The organism is Actinomadura sp. WMMB 499 (assembly GCF_008824145.1).
Classification (GTDB): domain Bacteria; phylum Actinomycetota; class Actinomycetes; order Streptosporangiales; family Streptosporangiaceae; genus Spirillospora.
Genome location: NZ_CP044407.1, coordinates 8854945 through 8874587, shown reverse-complemented (window position 1 = coordinate 8874587; position 19643 = coordinate 8854945). Strand labels below are relative to the sequence as shown.

Here is a 19643-nt window from a genome sequence, read left to right as displayed (position 1 = left end):
CTCCCCGAAGGGGGGATCATGGAGGGGAGACGTCTTCCGAGCAGGAGAGGGGCGGGTGCGAGGTGCCTCGGATCCAGGGTTGCGACGCCTTCCGGGTGGCGATGCCGCGCGGACGGCGGGCCGAGAGCATCCTCGTCCGGCTCGCCGACGGCGACGGCGCCACCGGCTGGGGCGAACTCTCCCTCCCGGACGAGCGCGGCGGGCGCCGGGGGCGGGACGGCGGCGCGGCCGGGACCGGCCCGTGGGCCGACATCGAGCACCGGATGGGGCCCGCGCTCATCGGGCTGGAGTGGGACCGTCCCGAGGACGTGTCCGGGGCCGCCGACCTCGGCGCGCACGAGGCGGCCGCCGCCATCGACACCGCCTGCTGGGACCTGTGGTGCCGCACCCGCGGCCTGCCGCTCGCGCACGCGCTCGGCGGCACCCGCACGTCCATCGTCACCGGCGCGCGGATCTCGCCCGCGCAGGTGCTGGAGACCCTGCCCACCCGTGTCAACAAGGCGATCGGCGCGGGGCACACGCGCGTCACCGTGGACGTGCGGCCGGGGTGGGACATCGAGCCGATCCGGGTGATCCGGCAGGCGTACCCCGCGCTCGCGCTCGTCGCCGACGCGGGCCACGCCTACCGCGACACGCCCGAGCACCTGGAGGTTCTGGAGGGTCTGGACGCCTACGGGCTCGCCGCGGTCGAGCGCCCGTTCCCCGCCGACGACCTGGCGGCGCACGCGAAGCTGCAGCTGCGGATCGGCGCGGCCGTCGCGCCCGACGTCGGCGACCTGGACGCCCTCGGCGCGGCGCTGCGGCTCGAGGCGGGCCGTGCGCTGCACCTGCGCCCGGACCGGTTCGGCGGGCTCACCGCCGCCCGCAGCGCCCACGACCTGGCGTACGCGGCGGGCTGGGACGTGTGGTGCAGCGGCGCCGGCGGGTTCGGGATCGGGCAGGCCGCCGCCGTCGCGCTGGCCGCGCTGCCCGGCTGCACGCTGCCGAGCGACGTCTCGGATCCGGCGCAGGGCCCGGTGTACGTGACCCCGCCGGTGCGCTCGTCCGGCGGGGTCGTCGGGGTGCCGCTCACCCAGCCCGGCCTCGGTCACGAGGTCGACGAGGCGCGCATCGAGCGGCTCGCGTCCCGCCGCATGCGGCTGTCGGCGTGACGGCGGGCGGCGCGGCCGCGCCGGCCGCCCCCGGCCCGGTGTGGGTGGTGGCGGGCCCGCCGGGCGCCGGGAAGTCCACGGTGGCCGCGCTGCTGCTGGCCCGGCTGCGTCCCGTCCCGGCGCTGCTCGACAAGGACACGATGTACGGGGGCTTCGTCGCGGCGACGCTGGCCGCGGCGGGCCGCGACCCGGGCGAGCGGGAGGGCCCCTGGTACGACGCGCACATCAAGCCGCACGAGTACGCGGGGATGACCGCGACCGCGCGGGAGATCCGCGGGCACGGCTGCCCGGTGCTGCTGAGCGGTCCGTTCACCGGCCAGATCCGCTCGGCGGACCGCTGGGCGGAGTGGACCCGGGCGCTCGGCGGCGATCCGGTCCGGCTGGTGTGGGTCCGGACGGACGCGGCGACGCTCCGGCACCGCCTGGAGCGGCGGGGTTCGCCGCGCGACACCGGCAAGCTCGCCGGGTTCGCCGGGTTCGTCGCGCGGATGCGGCCGGACGAGCCGCCGCCCGTCCCGCACGCGGCCGTCGACAACCGGCTCACCGCCGCGGCCCCGCTCGGCGCGCAGGCGGACGCCCTGGTCCACCTGTGGTGCGGCCCGCCGGGGCCGTGACCGGACGCGGGCGCGGCGGCCGGTGCGCCGCGGTAGAACGCCCCGAGAAACGAGGTCAGTAGGACTTGGGCAGTCCCAGGGAGTGCTGCGCGACGAAGTTCAGGATCATCTCCCGGCTGACCGGCGCGATCCGCATCAACCGGACGACGCCCGCGAGCATCCCGACGCCGTACTCCGTCGTGAGGCCGTTGCCGCCGTGGGTCTGGATCGCCTGGTCGACGCAGTGGATCGCGGCCTCGGCGGTCGCGTACTTCGCCATGTTCGCGGCCTCTCCCGCGCCCAGGTCGTCGCCCTCGTCGTACAGCGCGGCGGCCTTCTGCCCCATCAGCCGTGCCAGCTCGAGCTCGATCTTGGCGGCGGCCAGCGGGTGCGCGAGGCCCTGGTGCGCGCCGATCGGCGTCCGGAACACCTGCCGGTCCTTCGCGTACGCGGTCGCCTTGCCGAGCGCGAGCCGCCCGATCCCGGCGCCCATCGCCGACGCCATGATCCGCTCCGGGTTGAGGCCGGCGAACAGCTGCAGCAGGCCGCCGTCCTCGGCGCCCACGAGGGCGTCGTAGGGCAGCCGCACGTCGTCCAGGTGGCAGACGAACTGCTTCTCCGGCGACACGATCTCCATGTCGATCGGCGTGAAGACGAAGCCGGGCGCGTCCGTCGGGACGATGAACAGGGACGGCCGCAGGTTGCCCTTCTGGTCCTCGGTCCGGCAGACGAACAGGACCGCGTCCGACTCGTCCACGCCGGAGATGAACGTTTTCTGCCCGTTCAGGACCCAGCCGTCCCCGTCACGGCGGGCCGTGGTGGTGATGCGGTGCGCGTTGGAGCCCGCGTCCGGCTCGGTGATCGCGAACGCCATCTTCACCGACCCGTCCGCGAATCGCGGCAGCCAGTGCTTCCGCTGCCCCTCGGTACCGGACCGCGCGATGATCGTCGCGCAGATCGCCGGGGACACGACCATGAGCAGCAGCGGGCAGCCCGCCGCCGCCAGCTCCTCGCACACCGCCGCGAGGTCGCCGATGCCGCCGCCCCCGCCGCCGTACTCCTCGGGGACGTTGACGCCCAGGTAGCCGAGACGTCCCGCCTCGGCCCACAGCTCGTCCGTCTTCTCCCCCGCCCGCGCCTTCTCGACGTAGTACGGCGAACCGTACTTCGCACCCAGTTCGGCTACGGCCGCGCGCAGCGCCCGCCGCTCCTCGGTCTCGGTGAAGCTCACTCGTGGTTCCCTTCGATCACGGCGAGGACGGCGCCCGCCTCGACCTGCTGCCCCGCGCCGACGTTGAGTTCCGTCACGGTGCCGGCGGCGGGGGCGGCGACGCGATGCTCCATCTTCATCGCCTCGAGGACGACCAGCGCCTGCCCCTCGGCGACGTGCGCGCCCCGCTCGGTCTCGACGCGCACGACGGTCCCCGGCATCGGGGCGAGCAACGAGCCGGGGGCGATCCGGTCGCTCGGATCGGCGAACCGCGGCACCTCCCGGAACGCGACCGCGCCGAACCGCGAGTCGACGAACACTTCGCCGTCCGCGGCCGTCACGGCGAACGTCTCGCGGAGGCCGTCTCGTTCGAGGACGACCTCGTCCGGTGCCGCCGACACCACCGACGTCCCGGGGCACGCCTCGCACACCAGACCGTCGCGCCCCAGCACATAGTCGACGTCGATCGTCCCGGACGGGCCGTCGAACGTCCTGCGCTGCGGCCGCGACCGCACGTTGCGCCACCCGGACGGCAGCCCGCCCTGCACCCGCGCCGCCGCCCGCTCGGCCGCCGCTCCCGCGAGCGCCGCGGCCAGCGCGGACGCGCGGACGGCCGCGTCGTCGGCGAGCGGCGCGGCCAGCGCGTCCAGGCCGACCCGGTCGAGGTACCCGGTGTCGGTCCCGCCCGCGAGGAACGCCGGTTCCTCCAGGATCCGGACGAGCAGGTCCCGGTTGGTCGTCAGGCCGTGGATCCGCGCGCCCCGCAGCCCCGCCGCGAGCCGCCGCGCGGCCGCGTCCCGCGTCGGCGCCCACGCGATCAGCTTGGCGAGCATCGGGTCGTAGTGAACACCGACCGCCGACCCGCTCTCCACTCCCGCGTCCAGCCGCAGCCCGGGCGGCGCCGGCACGGCGAACTCGGCGTCGACGCCCGGAACCTCGAACGTGCGCAGGACACCGCTCGCCGGACGCCAGTCCGCGGCCGGGTCCTCGGCGTACAGCCGCACCTCGATCGCGTGGCCGCGCGGCTCGGGCGGCGCGGCGGCCAGCCGTGCGCCTTCGGCGAGGTCGATCTGCCACCGGACGAGGTCCACCCCGTACACGCACTCGGTCACCGGATGCTCGACCTGCAGCCGGGTGTTGACCTCGAGGAAGTGGAACCGGCCGTCCGGCGCGAGCATGAACTCGACGGTGCCCGCCCCCACGTAGCCGATGGCCCGCGCCGCGTCGGCGGCCGCACGGCACAGCTCGTCGCGCAGTCCGGTACCGACCGCGGGCGACGGCGCCTCCTCGACGATCTTCTGGTGGCGGCGCTGGATCGAGCATTCGCGCTCGCCGAGCGCCCACACGTTGCCGTGCGCGTCCGCGAGGATCTGCACTTCGATGTGGCGGGCGCCCTCGAGCAGCGGCTCGCAGAACACCGCCGGGTCACCGAAGGCCGACTCGGCCTCGCGGCGAGCCGCGGCGACCGCGCCGTCCAGCTCCGCCCGCTTCCGGACGACGCGCATCCCGCGGCCGCCGCCGCCCGCGGACGCCTTGACCAGCAGCGGCAGGTCCCCGTCCGTCACCCGCGCGGGGTCGAGCTCGGGCAGTACCGGGACGCCCGCCGCCGCCATCAGCTTCTTGGCCTCGATCTTCGACCCCATCGCGGCGATCGCCTCGGGCGGCGGCCCCACCCACGTCAGTCCCGCGGCGGCGACGGCCCGCGCGAAGTCCGCGTTCTCCGACAGGAAGCCGTAGCCGGGGTGGACGGCGTCCGCCCCGGCCGCGCGGGCCACCTCCAGGACACGCTCGGCGGACAGGTACGTCTCGGCGGGCGCCGCACCGGGCAGGCGTCCTGCGACGTCGGCTTCCCGCACGTGCGGGGCGTCCGCGTCGGCGTCGGAGTACAGCGCCACCGTGCCGATGCCCAGCTCCCGGCAGGCGCGCATGACACGGCGCGCGATCTCGCCCCGGTTCGCGACCAGCAACCTCTTGATCATCACGCTCACATCCGGAAGACGCCGAAGCCGTCGGCTCCGCGCACGGGCGCGTTGTGGACGGCGGACAGGCACAGGCCGAGCACGGTCCGGGTGTCGCGCGGGTCGATCACCCCGTCGTCGTACAGCCGACCGGACAGGAAGAACGGCAGGGACTCCGCCTCGATCTGCGTCTCCACCATCTCCCGCATCGCACGGTCCTGATCCTCGTCGTAGGCCTGCCCACGCGCCTGCGCCGCCTGCCGCGCGACGATCGACAGGACCCCGGCGAGCTGCTGCGGCCCCATCACCGCCGACTTCGCGCTCGGCCACGCGAACAGGAACCGGGGGTCGTACGCCCGGCCGCACATGCCGTAGTTCCCGGCGCCGTAGGACGCGCCCATCACGATCGATATGTGCGGGACCTTGCTGTTCGCCACCGCGTTGATCATCAGGGCGCCGTGCTTGATGATCCCCGCCTGCTCGTACTCCCTGCCGACCATGTAGCCGGTCGTGTTGTGCAGGAACAGCAGCGGCGTGTCCGCCTGATTGGCGAGCTGGATGAACTGCGCGGCCTTCTGCGCCTCGTCGCCGAAGAGCACGCCCTGCGCGTTCGCGAGGATCCCCACCGGGTACCCGTGCACGCGCGTCCAGCCGGTGACCAGGCTCGTGCCGTACAGGGGTTTGAACTCGTCGAAGCGCGAGCCGTCCGCGACGCGCGCGATGACCTCGCGCGGGTCGAACGGTGTCTTCAGGTCCGCGGGGACGATCCCCGCCAGTTCGTCCGCGGGGTACAGCGGCTCTTCGACGGCTCCCGGCTCCGGTCCGAGCCGCCGGTGGTTCAGTCCCTTGACGATCTGCCGGCCCAGCCGGAGCGCGTCCTGCTCGTCGGCGGCCATGTAGTCGGCGAGCCCGGACGTCCGCGCGTGCATCTCCGCGCCGCCGAGCTCCTCGTCGTCGGCGTCCTCACCGGTCGCCATCTTCACCAGCGGCGGCCCGCCGAGGAAGACCTTCGCGCGTTCCCGCACCATGACGACGTGGTCGCACATTCCCGGAATGTACGCGCCGCCCGCGGTGGAGTTGCCGAAGACGAGCGCGATCGTGGGGATCCCGGCCGCCGACAACCGGGTCAGGTCCCGGAACATCCGCCCGCCGGGGATGAAGATCTCCTTCTGCGACGGCAGGTCGGCCCCGCCCGACTCCACCAGGTTCATCACCGGCAGCCGGTTCTCGAGAGCGATGTCGGAGGCGCGGAAGCTCTTCTTCACCGTCCACGGGTTGCTGGCCCCGCCCCGCACCGTCGGATCGTTCGCGACGATCACGCATTCGACGCCCTCGACCACCCCGATGCCCGTCACCACGCCGGCGCCGACGGCGAAGTCGCTGCCCCACGCCGCAAGGGGGCTCAGTTCCAGGAACGGCGAGTCGCGGTCGAGCAGCAGCTCGATGCGTTCCCGCGCCAGAAGCTTGCCCCGCCCGCGATGCCGCGCGACGTACTTCTCCCCGCCGCCGGCGAGCGCCTTCGCGTGTTCGGCGTCCAGTTCCGCGAGCTTCCCCAGCATCGCCGACCGCCGTTCCCGGTACTCGGGGCCTCGCGGATCGAGCGAACTTCTCAGTTTCACAGGACGGCCTCCGGGACGTCGACCAGGCGGGACCGCAGCCACTCCCCGAGAGCCTTGCCCTGGGGGTCGAACCGGGTCGAGGCGGACACACCCTCCTGCAGCAGCCCTTCGATGACGAAATTGACCGCGCGAAGGTTCGGCAGGACATGGCGTGTGACGGTGTGGGCCTTTGTCTCGGGCATCAGTTCGCGAAGCCGTTCGACGGTGAGGAACGGCTCGAGCCATTGCCATTGGGCGTCGCCGCGCGCCCACACTCCGATGTTGGCGTCGCCTCCCTTGTCCCCGCTGCGCGCCCCGGCGACCCGCCCGAGCGGCACCCGCGCCGTGACGGAGGCGTCCCCGGCGAGCGGCTCACGCGGCGGGGGCTGGACGCGGGACGCCTCGGCTCCCGGCGGCACCGCGATCACGGCGGGAACGGGGATCCGACTGCCGTCCGCCAGCATCGCCACGTGCTCGATCTCCTCATTCGGGACGAACCCGGCCCTGTACACCCCGTACGGGGCGCCCTTCCCGGGCGGGGAGGTCATCGTGAACCCGGGATATCCCGCGAGGGCCATCTCCACCGCCGCACCGCTGAAGGCCCGGCCGACCTTCTCGGGGTCGGAGTCGAGGACGGCGCAACGCAGCACCGCCGTCGCCTCGCCCTGGGTGGCGGGGTCGGGGGCGGGCCTTCCGATGAGCGTCCACTCGATCTTCTCCGGGCGGGCGTCACCGAGATCGGCCTCCAATCGCGCCTTCACGAGTTCGGCCTTGGCCTCGATCTCCAGGCCGGTGAGCACGAACGTCATCTCGTTGCGGTGCCCGCCCAGGTGGTTGAGGCACACCTTCGTCGACGGGGGCGGCGGCAGCCCCCGCACCCCGCTGATCGACACCCGGTCGGGCCCGTCCCGTCCCAGCTCGATCGTGTCGAACCGCGTGGTCACGTCGGGACCGGCGTAGTCCGGGGCACCGATCTCGTACAGCAGCTGGGCGGTGACGGTCTCGACGGTGACGGCGCCGCCCGTCCCCTCGTGTTTGGTGATCACGCTGGAGCCGTCGGCGTACACCTCTGCCAGCGGAAAGCCCGGCGCCTTTACGTTGTAGATTTCCTGAAAGAAGGCGTAGTTGCCGCCCGTCGCCTGCGCCCCGCATTCCAGCACGTGCCCGGCGACGGTCGCACCGGCGAGAGCGTCCCAGTCGTCGCGTGCCCAGCCGAAGTGCGCAGCCGCGGGCCCGGCGACGAGCGACGCGTCGGTCACCCGTCCGGTCACCACCACGTCGGCGCCGCCCCGCAGGCACTCGGCGATCCCCCACCCGCCGAGGTAGGCGTTCGCGGTGAGCGGCCGCCCGTATCGCGCGTCCGCCAGACCGAGTTCGTCCGCCCGCGCCAGAAGGTCGTCCCCCTCGACGCAGGCGACGTCGACCGCGATGCCGAGCCGCTCGGCCAGCTCGCGCAGCTTCACGGCGAGCCCGCGCGGATTGAGCCCTCCGGCGTTGGTGACGATCTTCGTGCCGCGGTCGGCCGCAAGCCCCAGGGACTCCTCCATCTGCCGCAGGAACGTCGTCGCGTATCCGGCGTCCGGGTCCCTCATCTTGCCGCGACCGAGGATCAGCATCGTCAGTTCGGCGAGATAGTCGCCTGTGAGGACGTCCAGCGGCCCACCGTCCAGCATCTCCCGCACGGCTGAGAAGCGATCGCCGTAGAAGCCCGAGGCGTTACCGATCCGCAACGGTCGACTCATGGCCAGCACCCTGCCACCCGGTATAGAAAAAATCAATCATGCATGATTGTTTCCTCCATCCGCCCGCCTGACCTCAGGCCCCGAAACGACCACCGCTCTCCCCCACGACCGACGGCCGACGCCCATCCCGGCATGCCTGCCACCACGGGTTCACTCGGAGGACGGAGCGATGCCAGGAAGGCTTCCTGGGGCCTTATCGTCAGCACGGTCTCGCTGCGGGACCGCGACCAACCGCGGCGAGGCTTCCACCGATCGGCGATCAGCGCGCGGTCGGCGCACGACGTCGATGCGGCCCTCGCGGGACGCTCGGCTCACAGAACAATCCGAGCGTCCCGCTCCGCCGAGAGCGCAGAAGTCGTCCATGAGGGGACGACTCCCTGGGCGTCCGCCGCCCCCAGGACTGGCCTGGGGACCGGCCCGGTGGTCAGGCCCCCGGAACGTCCCCTGCCTGCAATCCCGTCACGCTCCCTTGCAAGCTGGCGCCACCCGCTGTCATCGGTGTTCCCCGGTGAGGCTCGGCCCTCAGCTCCTCAACCGGTGCGGCTGAAAGTTCCCTCCTCCAGGAGGGAAACCCCCTGCTACGCGCGTAGCTCAGCGAGGGCATCGGCGGCGTCTTCGTCGCCCGCAGGGACCCCGCCTGCGCCGAACTCTGCCGTGGCCGCCCTCGCGCCGCAGGGTCGGCGAGAGGTCTCGCGTACTCACAGTTCCTCCAGCGCTTTGAGTACGGCCACCTGCGAGTCCTCGGCGTTCAACGCCTTGGATCTGATCAGGTCGAGCAACCGGTCGAGTTCGGTGACGCATGCCGCGTCGTTGACCAGGCGACCGGAACCACCGGCCGACTCGGCGTATGCACTGTCCGCTCCATCCGCCGAACCGAGGAGTGTGAACGCTCCTCCGGGTGAGAGAGCGGCGTCCTCCGGGATCAGGTGCAGGTGGACATGGGGCAGGTCGGCCAAGGTCAGCAAGTGCTCGAGCTGAGCGCGCATGACCTCTCGCCCACCGAACGGACGCCGGAGGGTCGACGAATCGAGCAGCCCGACGACCAGGGGCGGGGTGTCCTGTCGCAGGATCTCCTGTCTTTCCGCCCGCACGGCCACGAGACGGTCCACCTCGTTGGACGGTCGGCCTCCCCGGAGTACCGCGCGAGCGTAGTCCTCGGTCTGGAAGAGGTCGTTGATCAGGAAGTTCTCGTAACTCCTGATCACTCCCGCTTCGGCTTCGGCCTCGGTGAACTCGGCGAACCCGGGTGAGAGGCCGGCCTCTTCGACGATCCGGGGGTGAAGGGCCTCGAAGAACTGCTCCAGAGCGAAGGCTTCGTCCAGCATCCGGGAGAGCCTGCGCGTCGGGCGCCGGCAACAGTTTTCGATCCCACTGACCAGAGTGCCCGGAATGTGGACCTTGGTTCCCAACTCCGGCTGAGACCACCCTTTCCTTTCTCGACTCCGCGCGAGATGGAACGCGAAGAACGCACGCACGGACTCCGAGGGGTTCGGGGCATGCATGAGCAACCTTCCAATCCGCACACGACTCTGTGCTCGTCTGATCACGCATCGAGTTGCCTTCACGACCGACAGTAGTCGCTGAGCTTCGGAGTTGAACCGCCGGAACCAAAATTCTCAAAGAAAATAGATGATCATGAAATTTCACATCCACTTTGGCCACCCAACCCAGGGAACCAATACAGGGCTTCGCAGAATTGCTTCTGGAATGCCCCACACACAATCACCCGCGCGCGCCCACCTGTTGAGGACGACCCAGAACAGAGCGAACGCGTTGCCCACCCCGCTTGGGTTGCTCCAGACGGCCCGTTCCGCGCACCCTGAGGCGGTCGAGGCGTCGCCGCTGCGACTCGCCGGACACCTTGCCTCTCCCAGCCGAGAGCGGCCGGCGCAACCCGTCAGAGAATCTGGCCGAGCCCCCCGTCGCCGGAGCCCCGTCCATCGCGATCGGCGCGCGTCTCCACCTGCCCTCCGCGCCCGGCCTCGCAGGTCGGGCCCTCAAGGATCCCGTGGGCACTCCTCAAGAAAGAATCAAGCGCGCTTGATTGTTTTACCTGCCGAGCATTTGATTGACTGGAAGTCCGCCGAGCCGAGGAAGAGATGACCACGCAGGCAGTGCCCCGGGAGCCCCAGCAGGACCGCAGCCGCGCGACACGGCGGCGCCTCCTGGAGGCGGCCGTCGAATGCCTCGCCTCGGTCGGCTGGACCGGGACGACGGTGGCGGTCGTGGCCGAGCGCGCCGGCGTCTCGCGCGGCGCCGCACAGCATCATTTCCGCACGCGCGAGGAGCTCGTGACGGCCGCGGTCGAGTACGGCTCGGACGTCCGCATGGCACAGATGCGCGAGCGCCTGGACGAACTCGCCGACATGCGCCCGAGCACGCTCGACGTCGTCACCCTGCTCGCTGAGATGTACACGACGCCCCTGTTCCGCGCGGCGCTCCATCTCTGGGTCGCCGCGAGCTCCGATCAGCAGCTGCGCGCGCAGGTCGTCCCCCTGGAGGCGCGGGTCGGCCGAGAGGCCCACCGCCTGACGGTCGAAGCCCTGGGGGCGGACGAATCGGTGGCGGGCGTACGCGAGACCGTGCAGGCGACCCTGGACCTCGTGCGCGGCCTCGGCCTGGCCGACCTGCTCACCGACGACTCGGCTCGCCGTCGCAAGCTCCTCGGCCAGTGGGCCTCGACCCTGGACGCGGCCCTCGGCCGCTGACCGACTCCTCCGCCACGGCGCGTTCAACCAACGACTGCACGGCACACCGTTCCGCCATCGTGCACCGCCTCCGTTCTGCACACGGCGCAGTCGGCCCGTTCGGCCCCGCGGGGTCTCGCTCGCCTCAGGCCTTCCGCGCGACCCCGCACAGCGTCGACGTCGACACCGTCTCGCCGAACGGGTTCGGCTCGGGCCGCCACCGCTCGCACGCCACCACACCCGGTTCGACCAGTTCCAGCCCGGCGAAGTAGCCGACGATCTCGTCCGGACGCCGCAGCCGGTAGGGCACGGCCCCCGTGTCGTCGTACTCCTGCTGAGCCTTGTTGTGAGCGTCGTCGGCATCGGTGTCGTCGTACAGCGCCAGATGGCTTCCCGACGGAAGGCCGGCCATGAGGGTCCGGATGATGTGCAGGACGTCCTCGTACTCGTCGACGTGGCCGAGCACGCCCATGAGCAGCAACGCCACCGGACGATCGAAGTCCAGTTCGTCCCGCGCGATCCGCAGAACCCGTTCTGGATCACGGAGGTCGCAGTCGATGAAGCTCGTCCCGCCCTCGGAACCGCCCGTCAGCAGAGCCTGCGCATGGCTCAGCACCAGTGGATCGTTGTCCACGTAGACGATCCGCGACTCCGGGGCGACCCGCTGCGCGACCTCGTGCGTGTTGTCCACCGTCGGCAGCCCCGTGCCGACGTCGAGGAACTGGCGTACGCCCACCTCCCCGGCGAGGTACCGGACGGAACGTGCGAGGAAATGCCGCCCGGCCCGCGCGATGTCCACGATGGCCGGGTAGACACTGACGTACTGCTCACCTGCCTCCCGGTCGACAGGGTAATTGTCCTTACCCCCCAGCCAGTAATTCCAGATGCGGGCCGAGTTCGGCACGGACGTGTCGATGCCGTCGGCAGGTAGGTCGGCCATGACCACTTCCTCTCAGCGAGAGCCGTTCGCGAGTCAAACGTAGACCCGACGTCTGCTCCGGCATCCCTTTCAAGACATTGAGGCAACTTCCGGCCACCGCCGCTCGACGCGGCCGCCCCTGTCCCGAGTGCACGATTCAGTTTGCCGGCCGGTCCGATATCTCGGCAGCGGTCACGTCCGGGAGGAAGCCACATCGGTGTTGAACGTGCGGAGCGCATCCGCCATCTGGCGGAGCCCAGGATCCTCGACCGGCATGTGCCCGCAACCGTCCAGAATCACCAGCCGCCGCTCCACGGCAAGCCGATCGAAGAACGGCCTGCTCAGTTCCGCCGGTGTCCATCGGTCCGCGCCCGGATGGACCATCAGCACCGGACAGGCCGTGAACTCTTCCGGCTCCACCTCCGGCACCGACGTCATGTAGGAGCGCAGAAAACCCAGCGGAATCCGCCCCCCGCCGCCGAGCCGATCGCCCGCCACGGCTGCGTTCAGATCCTCTCGGTTCGACATCGCCGACACCCGCCCCAGCCACCGGATCGGCAGTCGAATCCCGTCCAAAACCCGCAGACCGTTCAACAGCGGCGCCGCGTGGCGCCCCATCCATCCGAAGCGGGCAGCGGCGGCGCGCGCATCCGCGTCACGCACGTCAAGCAGGCAGGTCACCACGAGACCGTCCGCCCCGGAACGCGCCACCGCACTGTAGGCGAGCATCCCCCCGATGCTGGCCCCCAGAACCACCACTGGACGGTCGTCGCGCTCCCGCTCCATGCGGACGAGCTCCGCCGCGAGATCCACCCACATGTCGTACGTCAGCCCACGCCCTCCACCACGGGTGAGGCCATAACCGGGCATGTCAGGCGCAACAACCTCCGCCGGTGCCACCAGCCGCACGTAGGGCCACAGCATCCTCGCGTGTCCACCCGCCCCGTGCAGTACGACGTACTTCACCGGTGCGGCCGGATCGATCACCCGCAACAGGCGGATCCGCATCCCACGCCACTGCCACCAGTGCGTATCGGGCCGCGGCTCCTCCGCCTTACGCACCCATTCGGGGAAGAACTCCAGGTATTCGACGGCCATGTCGGCTCCTTGCGTCGATCGGTCGGCAGCCGCCAAGATACTGAGCTGTAACTCGCTTTTCTACTCGCGTTAGGCCACCGATGCCGGGCACTCCCAAGCCCCTCAGACCCCGCAAATCCCCACGTCAGGAGCGTTCTGCGAACACGCGCGAAAGAATCGTCCAGGCGGCTGCTCGCGTTTTCACCGACCACGGCTACGCCGCCGGCACCACGAACCGCATCGCCGAGGAGGCCGACCTGTCGATCGGCTCCCTCTACCAGTACTTCCCGAACAAGGACGCAATTCTCCTCGAGCTCACCCGGCGCCACATTCAGGACGGCCAACGCGCGGTCCTCGCGGCGCTGGAGCGTGGGCTCCCCAGAAGCTGGAACGAACGAGTCGCCGTCTTCGTCGACGCCGCCTTCGAAGCTCACCAAGGCGACCCCCGGCTTCACCAGGTGCTGTTCGAGGAGTCCCCGCGTCCGCCCGCATTGCTGGCCGAGCTTCATTCCCTACAGGACGCCCTCGTCGACACGGTCGCCGACCTACTTCGCGCGGACACTAACGAAGACTCCACAGACAACAGACTCACCGCCTGGTTACTGGTGAGCACGACCGAATCCTTGACTCACCGGCACCTAGCCGACCGCCACGCTCCCGAACTCAGAGTCTTCCGGGACGAGCTGATCAATCTTCTGATGGCCTATCTGCAATACCAGCTAGAGCCCAAGAAATGAGAAAGGGCCCCGCCGCGTAAACGGCAGGGCCCTCCCCACAAAAAAGGTCCGGCGGCGTCCTACTCTCCCACACAGTCTCCCATGCAGTACCATCGGCGCTGAGAGGCTTAACTACCGGGTTCGGAATGGGACCGGGTGTTTCCCCCTCGCCATAACCACCGAACGACCAACCCCCAACACCCACAGGCGCGGGAAACTCATCGTCCAAGCAGACAGCTCAACAATATTCACTTAACAACACGGGTTCCCGTTTGCTTCAAGGGAACCACACAGGGACGCGAACAAACACACAGCGAGATGCTTTGAACGTTCAGTGTGTTCAAGCCACTCGGCCTATTAGTACCGGTCGACTCCACACGTTACCGCGCTTCCATCCCCGGCCTATCAACCCGATCGTCTCTCGGGGCCTTACCCCACCCGAAGGTGGAAGGGAGAACTCATCTCGAGGAAGGCTTCCCGCTTAGATGCTTTCAGCGGTTATCCCAACCGAACGTAGCCAACCAGCCATGCCCCTGGCAGGACAACTGGCACACCAGAGGTCCGTCCGTCCCGGTCCTCTCGTACTAGGGACAGACCCTCACAATTCTCCTACGCGCGCAGCGGATAGGGACCGAACTGTCTCGCGACGTTCTAAACCCAGCTCGCGTGCCGCTTTAATGGGCGAACAGCCCAACCCTTGGGACCTACTCCAGCCCCAGGATGCGACGAGCCGACATCGAGGTGCCAAACCATCCCGTCGATATGGACTCTTGGGGAAGATCAGCCTGTTATCCCCGGGGTACCTTTTAGCCGTTGAGCGACACCACTTCCACACGTAGGTGCCGGATCACTAGGCCCTGCTTTCGCACCTGCTCGACACGTCCGTCTCACAGTCAAGCTCCCTTGTGCCCTTGCACTCGCCACCTGATTGCCAACCAGGCTGAGGGAACCTTTGGGCGCCTCCGTTACACTTTAGGAGGCAACCGCCCCAGTTAAACTACCCACCAGGCACTGTCCCCCACCCGGATCCACGGGTGCGGGTTAGACGCTCAAAACGACCAGAGTGGTATTTCACCAACGACTCCACCCGAACTGGCGTCCGAGCTTCACAGTCTCCCACCTATCCTACACAAGACGCTCCAAGCGCCAATGCCAAGCTATAGTGAAGGTCCCGGGGTCTTTCCGTCCTGCTGCGCGAAACGAGCATCTTTACTCGTACTGCAATTTCGCCGGGCCTGTGGTTGAGACAGCGGGGAAGTCGTTACGCCATTCGTGCAGGTCGGAACTTACCCGACAAGGAATTTCGCTACCTTAGGATGGTTATAGTTACCACCGCCGTTTACCGGCGCTTAGATTCTCAGCTTCGACCCCCAAAGGGATCTAACCGGTCCTCTTAACGTTCCGGCACCGGGCAGGCGTCAGTCCGTATACCGCGTCTTACGACTTCGCACGGACCTGTGTTTTTAGTAAACAGTCGCTTCCCCCTGGCCTCTGCGACCACACCCAGCTCCCACCGCAAGGATGATCACCAGGCATGGCCCCCCTTCTCCCAAAGTTACGGGGGCAATTTGCCGAGTTCCTTAACCACAGTTCACCCGATCGCCTTGGTATTCTCTACCTGACCACCTGAGTCGGTTTAGGGTACGGGCCGCCGATACACTCGCTAGAGGCTTTTCTCGGCAGCATGGGATCACTCACTTCACCTAAAACGGCTCGGCATCACATCTCACCCTCAATGCGCCACGGATTTGCCTATGGCGCGGGCTACATGCTTACCCCAGGACAACCATCGCCTGGGCTGAGCTACCCTCCTGCGTCACCCCATCACTCACCTACTACCCCCTCGGGTCCCACGCTCCCCACCCAGCAGGCCCGAAGGCCCGACAAGATGGTTCGGATGGTTAGCATCAGAGGATTCAGCGTTGGCGCATACCAGCGGGTACGGGAATATCAACCCGTTGTCCATCGACTACGCCTGTCGGCCTCGCCTTAGGTCCCGACTTACCCTGGGCGGATTAGCCTGCCCCAGGAACCCTTGGTCATCCGGCGCACACGTTTCTCACGCGTGATTCGCTACTCATGCCTGCATTCTCACTCCCACAGCCTCCACCACTCGATCACTCGGCGGCTTCACCGGCTGCAGGACGCTCCCCTACCCACCCGAGACATCATCTCGAGTGCCACGGCTTCGGCGGTGTGCTTGAGCCCCGCTACATTGTCGGCGCGGAATCACTTGACCAGTGAGCTATTACGCACTCTTTCAAGGATGGCTGCTTCTAAGCCAACCTCCTGGTTGTCACGGCAACTCCACATCCTTTACCACTTAGCACACGCTTAGGGGCCTTAGCCGATGATCTGGGCTGTTTCCCTCTCGACTACGAAGCTTATCCCCCGCAGTCTCACTGCCACGCTCTCACTTACCGGCATTCGGAGTTTGGCTGACGTCAGTAACCTTGTAGGGCCCATCAGCCATCCAGTAGCTCTACCTCCGGCAAGAAACACGCGACGCTGCACCTAAATGCATTTCGGGGAGAACCAGCTATCACGGAGTTTGATTGGCCTTTCACCCCTAACCACAGGTCATCCCCCAGGTTTTCAACCCTGGTGGGTTCGGGCCTCCACACCGTCTTACCGGCGCTTCACCCTGCCCATGGCTAGATCACCCCGCTTCGGGTCTACAGCATGCGACTCAAACGCCCTATTCAGACTCGCTTTCGCTACGGCTACCCGCCACCGGTTAACCTCGCCACACACCATAACTCGCAGGCTCATTCTTCAAAAGGCACGCCATCACCCACACAAACACAAGGCTCATGAAGAGGCTCTGACGGCTTGTAGGCACACGGTTTCAGGTACTATTTCACGACCCCTCACCGGGGCACTTTTCACCTTTCCCTCACGGTACTGGTCCGCTATCGGTCACCAGGAAGTATTCAGCCTTACCACGTGGTCGTGGCAGATTCACACAGGATTTCACGGGCCCCGTGCTACTCGGGAACACACCCAGAAGCCACTCAAGTTTCGTCTACCGGACTCTCACCGTCTACGGTCGGCCTTCCCATGCCATTCGACTACCCGAGCAGTTTGTAACTTCTCGCCGGACTGGTAGATCCAGCAGGATGGTCCCACAACCCCGCACACGCAACCCCTACCAAGTATCACACGCGCACGGTTTAGGCTGATCCGCTTTCGCTCACCACTACTCACGGAATCACTATTGTTTTCTCTTCCTGCGGGTACTGAGATGTTTCACTTCCCCGCGTTCCCACCAGCCGCCCTATACATTCAGACGGCGGCGACACCCCATGACGGGTGCCAGGTTTCCCCATTCGGAAATCCCCGGATCAAAGTCTGGTTGCCGACTCCCCGAGGCATATCGCAGGCTCCCACGTCCTTCATCGGCTCCTGATGCCAAGGCATCCACCGTATGCCCTTAAAAACTTGAACACACAAAACGATCAAAACAAATCGCAGATAAACAACAACACCCAAGAAACCGAAGTCCCTCACGCATCGTCGTCTACCAGAGATGCTCGCGTCCACTGTGCAGTTCTCAAAAAACAACCGGGCCCACCAGGCCGCCGCTCCGGTCAAAGGAGGCGGCGGGACCTGGTCCCGCAATCCAGAGGTGCCCAGGCTCGCGCCCGTTCCCTCAGGACCCAACAGCGTGTCCACCAGCCCGCGCACCCGAGCTCGTCGTTCCCACTCCCCGAAGGGCGGTACTGACCGAGCCGCACACACGACCTGATGAATAACCAGTGCTCCACATCTATGAGCAGCCACCCGGCGAACACTCGCCGCCGACGATGGCCACCGACCCGAACACCCCCGCAAGCAGGGGTCGATCCGAGCCAGTTGTTTGCTCCTTAGAAAGGAGGTGATCCAGCCGCACCTTCCGGTACGGCTACCTTGTTACGACTTCGTCCCAATCGCCGGCCCCACCTTCGACCGCTCCCCCCAAAAAGGTTGGGCCACGGGCTTCGGGTGTTGCCGACTTTCGTGACGTGACGGGCGGTGTGTACAAGGCCCGGGAACGTATTCACCGCAGCGTTGCTGATCTGCGATTACTAGCGACTCCGACTTCACGAAGTCGAGTTGCAGACTTCGATCCGAACTGAGACCGGCTTTAAGGGATTCGCTCCACCTCACGGTATCGCAGCCCTCTGTACCGGCCATTGTAGCATGTTTGCAGCCCAAGACATAAGGGGCATGATGACTTGACGTCATCCCCACCTTCCTCCGAGTTGACCCCGGCGGTCTCCCATGAGTCCCCACCATAACGTGCTGGCAACATGGAACGAGGGTTGCGCTCGTTGCGGGACTTAACCCAACATCTCACGACACGAGCTGACGACAGCCATGCACCACCTGTCACCGGCCCAAAAAGGACCCACCATCTCTGATGGATTTCCGGCGATGTCAAGCCTTGGTAAGGTTCTTCGCGTTGCGTCGAATTAAGCAACATGCTCCGCCGCTTGTGCGGGCCCCCGTCAATTCCTTTGAGTTTTAGCCTTGCGGCCGTACTCCCCAGGCGGGGCGCTTAATGCGTTAGCTACGGCGCGGAATCCGTGGAAGAACCCCACACCTAGCGCCCAACGTTTACGGCGTGGACTACCAGGGTATCTAATCCTGTTCGCTCCCCACGCTTTCGCTCCTCAGCGTCAGTACAGGCCCAGAGAACCGCCTTCGCCACCGGTGTTCCTCCCGATATCTGCGCATTTCACCGCTACACCGGGAATTCCATTCTCCCCTACCTGCCTCTAGTTTGCCCGTATCCACCGCAGACCCACGGTTAAGCCGTGGGCTTTCACGACAGACGCGACAAACCGCCTACGAGCTCTTTACGCCCAATAATTCCGGACAACGCTTGCGCCCTACGTATTACCGCGGCTGCTGGCACGTAGTTAGCCGGCGCTTCTTCTGCAGGTACCGTCACGTTAGCTTCGTCCCTGCTGAAAGAGGTTTACAACCCGAAGGCCGTCATCCCTCACGCGGCGTCGCTGCGTCAGGCTTCCGCCCATTGCGCAATATTCCCCACTGCTGCCTCCCGTAGGAGTCTGGGCCGTGTCTCAGTCCCAGTGTGACCGGTCGCCCTCTCAGGCCGGTTACCCGTCGTCGCCTTGGTAGGCCGTTACCCCACCAACAAGCTGATAGGCCGCGAGCCCATCCCTGACCGATAAATCTTTCCACCACCGCTGCAGGAGCAGGATGGTCGCATCCGGTATTAGACCTGGTTTCCCGGGCTTATCCCAGAGTCAGGGGCAGGTTGCTCACGTGTTACTCACCCGTTCGCCGCTCGAGTACCCCCGAAGGGGCCTTTCCGCTCGACTTGCATGTGTTAAGCACGCCGCCAGCGTTCGTCCTGAGCCAGGATCAAACTCTCCATTAAGGTCCATCACGACCCACCCCGGGGGCGAACCCGAGACGAGCCAAACCTTGGAAACAATCCCAGCAATGCATCCATACGGATGCTTGCCTCAAAGAAATCCCCAGCCCCTCGCACCTCCCCAAAGGAAGGCACCAGAAAGCCACGGGGCGATCCGGCCTACCGGCCAGATCGATAAAGGCACTGGCTTTTAACACGCTGTTGAGTTCTCAAGAAACGGACACCCACCGCGCTTGACCCGCTCTCGCGAGCCTCGCTCCGGGGCAACCCTTCTAGTGTATCCGATCCGCCCGACTTGTCAAGTCCTGGGCGATTCGAACCTCCATGTCCGGTTCGGGCGCGACGAAGCCGACCCGCTCTGGTCTCTGGAGGTTTCCCCTGGGGTCGGCCGCCGTCTCCGGCGTCCCGCTCCCCCTTGGGGCGTGTAGAACACTAGGACGCCTTGCGAGCACCGTCAAATCGACCCTCGATCATGCGAAAGCCCTGGTCAAACGGGGTTTCCGGCGTCTCGGAGCTGCTGTCGTGACCGCACTGTGACGTGTGTTTCCGCAGTTTTTGGGCAAGCATGACGAACGCCCGCCCGAAGTCCTCTCCGGGCGGGCGCTC

The 19643-nt window shown here is 67.4% G+C and carries 11 protein-coding genes and 3 rRNA genes; 4 read left to right on the top strand and 10 right to left on the bottom strand.

The window, feature by feature from the left end:
- The first annotated feature begins 62 nt into the window (after positions 1 to 62).
- Complete coding sequence (locus F7P10_RS40480; RefSeq protein WP_151017291.1) at positions 63 to 1151, top strand: enolase C-terminal domain-like protein; 1089 nt, start codon at positions 63 to 65, stop codon at positions 1149 to 1151.
- The gene (locus F7P10_RS40475; protein WP_151017289.1) at positions 1148 to 1765 is read left to right on the top strand and encodes an AAA family ATPase; all 618 of its coding nucleotides are present in this window, start codon (positions 1148 to 1150) and stop codon (positions 1763 to 1765) included. The genes F7P10_RS40480 and F7P10_RS40475 overlap by 4 nt, the downstream gene beginning before the upstream one ends.
- Before the next feature lie 55 nt (positions 1766 to 1820).
- Here F7P10_RS40475 and F7P10_RS40470 read toward each other — a convergent pair whose 3' ends face one another.
- The 5 genes from F7P10_RS40470 to F7P10_RS40450 all read right to left on the bottom strand — a co-directional run bounded on the left by F7P10_RS40470 (position 1821) and on the right by F7P10_RS40450 (position 9577).
- Positions 1821 to 2975 (bottom strand): acyl-CoA dehydrogenase family protein, encoded by a 1155-nt coding sequence (locus tag F7P10_RS40470; protein WP_151017287.1) that lies wholly within the window; start codon positions 2973 to 2975, stop codon positions 1821 to 1823.
- Positions 2972 to 4933, bottom strand: a complete 1962-nt coding sequence (locus F7P10_RS40465) for a biotin carboxylase N-terminal domain-containing protein (RefSeq protein WP_151017279.1) — start codon at positions 4931 to 4933, stop codon at positions 2972 to 2974. Before F7P10_RS40465 ends, F7P10_RS40470 begins: the two co-directional genes overlap by 4 nt.
- A 5-nt stretch (positions 4934 to 4938) precedes the next feature.
- On the bottom strand, positions 4939 to 6471 hold the full coding sequence (locus F7P10_RS40460; protein ID WP_254716859.1) for an acyl-CoA carboxylase subunit beta: 1533 nt from the start codon (positions 6469 to 6471) through the stop codon (positions 4939 to 4941).
- A gap of 56 nt (positions 6472 to 6527) precedes the next feature.
- The gene (locus tag F7P10_RS40455; RefSeq protein WP_151017275.1) at positions 6528 to 8252 is read right to left on the bottom strand and encodes an acyclic terpene utilization AtuA family protein; all 1725 of its coding nucleotides are present in this window, start codon (positions 8250 to 8252) and stop codon (positions 6528 to 6530) included.
- 698 nt (positions 8253 to 8950) lie between these two features.
- Complete coding sequence (locus F7P10_RS40450; RefSeq protein WP_151017273.1) at positions 8951 to 9577, bottom strand: DUF5753 domain-containing protein; 627 nt, start codon at positions 9575 to 9577, stop codon at positions 8951 to 8953.
- Between the two features lie 774 nt (positions 9578 to 10351).
- Here F7P10_RS40450 and F7P10_RS40445 point away from each other — a divergent pair.
- Positions 10352 to 10960, top strand: coding sequence for a TetR/AcrR family transcriptional regulator (locus tag F7P10_RS40445; protein WP_151017271.1), 609 nt, complete (start codon positions 10352 to 10354; stop codon positions 10958 to 10960).
- Positions 10961 to 11084: 124 nt separating this feature from the next.
- Here F7P10_RS40445 and F7P10_RS40440 read toward each other — a convergent pair whose 3' ends face one another.
- Together F7P10_RS40440 and F7P10_RS40435 are read right to left on the bottom strand one after the other, a co-directional pair.
- Positions 11085 to 11879, bottom strand: a complete 795-nt coding sequence (locus F7P10_RS40440; protein WP_151017269.1) for an SAM-dependent methyltransferase — start codon at positions 11877 to 11879, stop codon at positions 11085 to 11087.
- 171 nt (positions 11880 to 12050) lie between these two features.
- A complete protein-coding gene (locus F7P10_RS40435; RefSeq protein WP_151017267.1) occupies positions 12051 to 12956 on the bottom strand; it encodes an alpha/beta hydrolase in 906 nt (301 codons plus the stop codon).
- Positions 12957 to 13036: 80 nt separating this feature from the next.
- On the opposite strand from F7P10_RS40435, the gene F7P10_RS40430 reads away from it, so the two are divergent.
- Positions 13037 to 13672, top strand: a complete 636-nt coding sequence (locus tag F7P10_RS40430) for a TetR/AcrR family transcriptional regulator (RefSeq protein ID WP_151017265.1) — start codon at positions 13037 to 13039, stop codon at positions 13670 to 13672.
- 46 nt (positions 13673 to 13718) lie between these two features.
- Here F7P10_RS40430 and rrf read toward each other — a convergent pair.
- The 3 genes from rrf to F7P10_RS40415 all read right to left on the bottom strand — a co-directional run bounded on the left by rrf (position 13719) and on the right by F7P10_RS40415 (position 19040).
- Positions 13719 to 13835, bottom strand: a 5S ribosomal RNA gene (rrf, locus tag F7P10_RS40425).
- A gap of 152 nt (positions 13836 to 13987) precedes the next feature.
- Positions 13988 to 17098 (bottom strand): 23S ribosomal RNA (locus F7P10_RS40420).
- 423 nt (positions 17099 to 17521) lie between these two features.
- A 16S ribosomal RNA gene (locus F7P10_RS40415) occupies positions 17522 to 19040 on the bottom strand.
- Together the 16S, 23S and 5S rRNA genes form the textbook arrangement of a ribosomal RNA operon.
- Positions 19041 to 19643 lie beyond the last annotated feature (603 nt).

Coding starts and splice junctions, on each gene's coding strand:
- F7P10_RS40465 (WP_151017279.1), bottom strand. CDS start 4,933: ATGATCAAGAGGTTGCTGGTCGCGAACCGGGGCGAGATCGCGCGCCGT.
- F7P10_RS40460 (WP_254716859.1), bottom strand. CDS start 6,471: ATGCTGGGGAAGCTCGCGGAACTGGACGCCGAACACGCGAAGGCGCTC.
- F7P10_RS40455 (WP_151017275.1), bottom strand. CDS start 8,252: ATGAGTCGACCGTTGCGGATCGGTAACGCCTCGGGCTTCTACGGCGAT.
- F7P10_RS40450 (WP_151017273.1), bottom strand. CDS start 9,577: ATGCTGGACGAAGCCTTCGCTCTGGAGCAGTTCTTCGAGGCCCTTCAC.
- F7P10_RS40445 (WP_151017271.1), top strand. CDS start 10,352: ATGACCACGCAGGCAGTGCCCCGGGAGCCCCAGCAGGACCGCAGCCGC.
- F7P10_RS40440 (WP_151017269.1), bottom strand. CDS start 11,879: ATGGCCGACCTACCTGCCGACGGCATCGACACGTCCGTGCCGAACTCG.
- F7P10_RS40435 (WP_151017267.1), bottom strand. CDS start 12,956: ATGGCCGTCGAATACCTGGAGTTCTTCCCCGAATGGGTGCGTAAGGCG.
- F7P10_RS40430 (WP_151017265.1), top strand. CDS start 13,037: ATGCCGGGCACTCCCAAGCCCCTCAGACCCCGCAAATCCCCACGTCAG.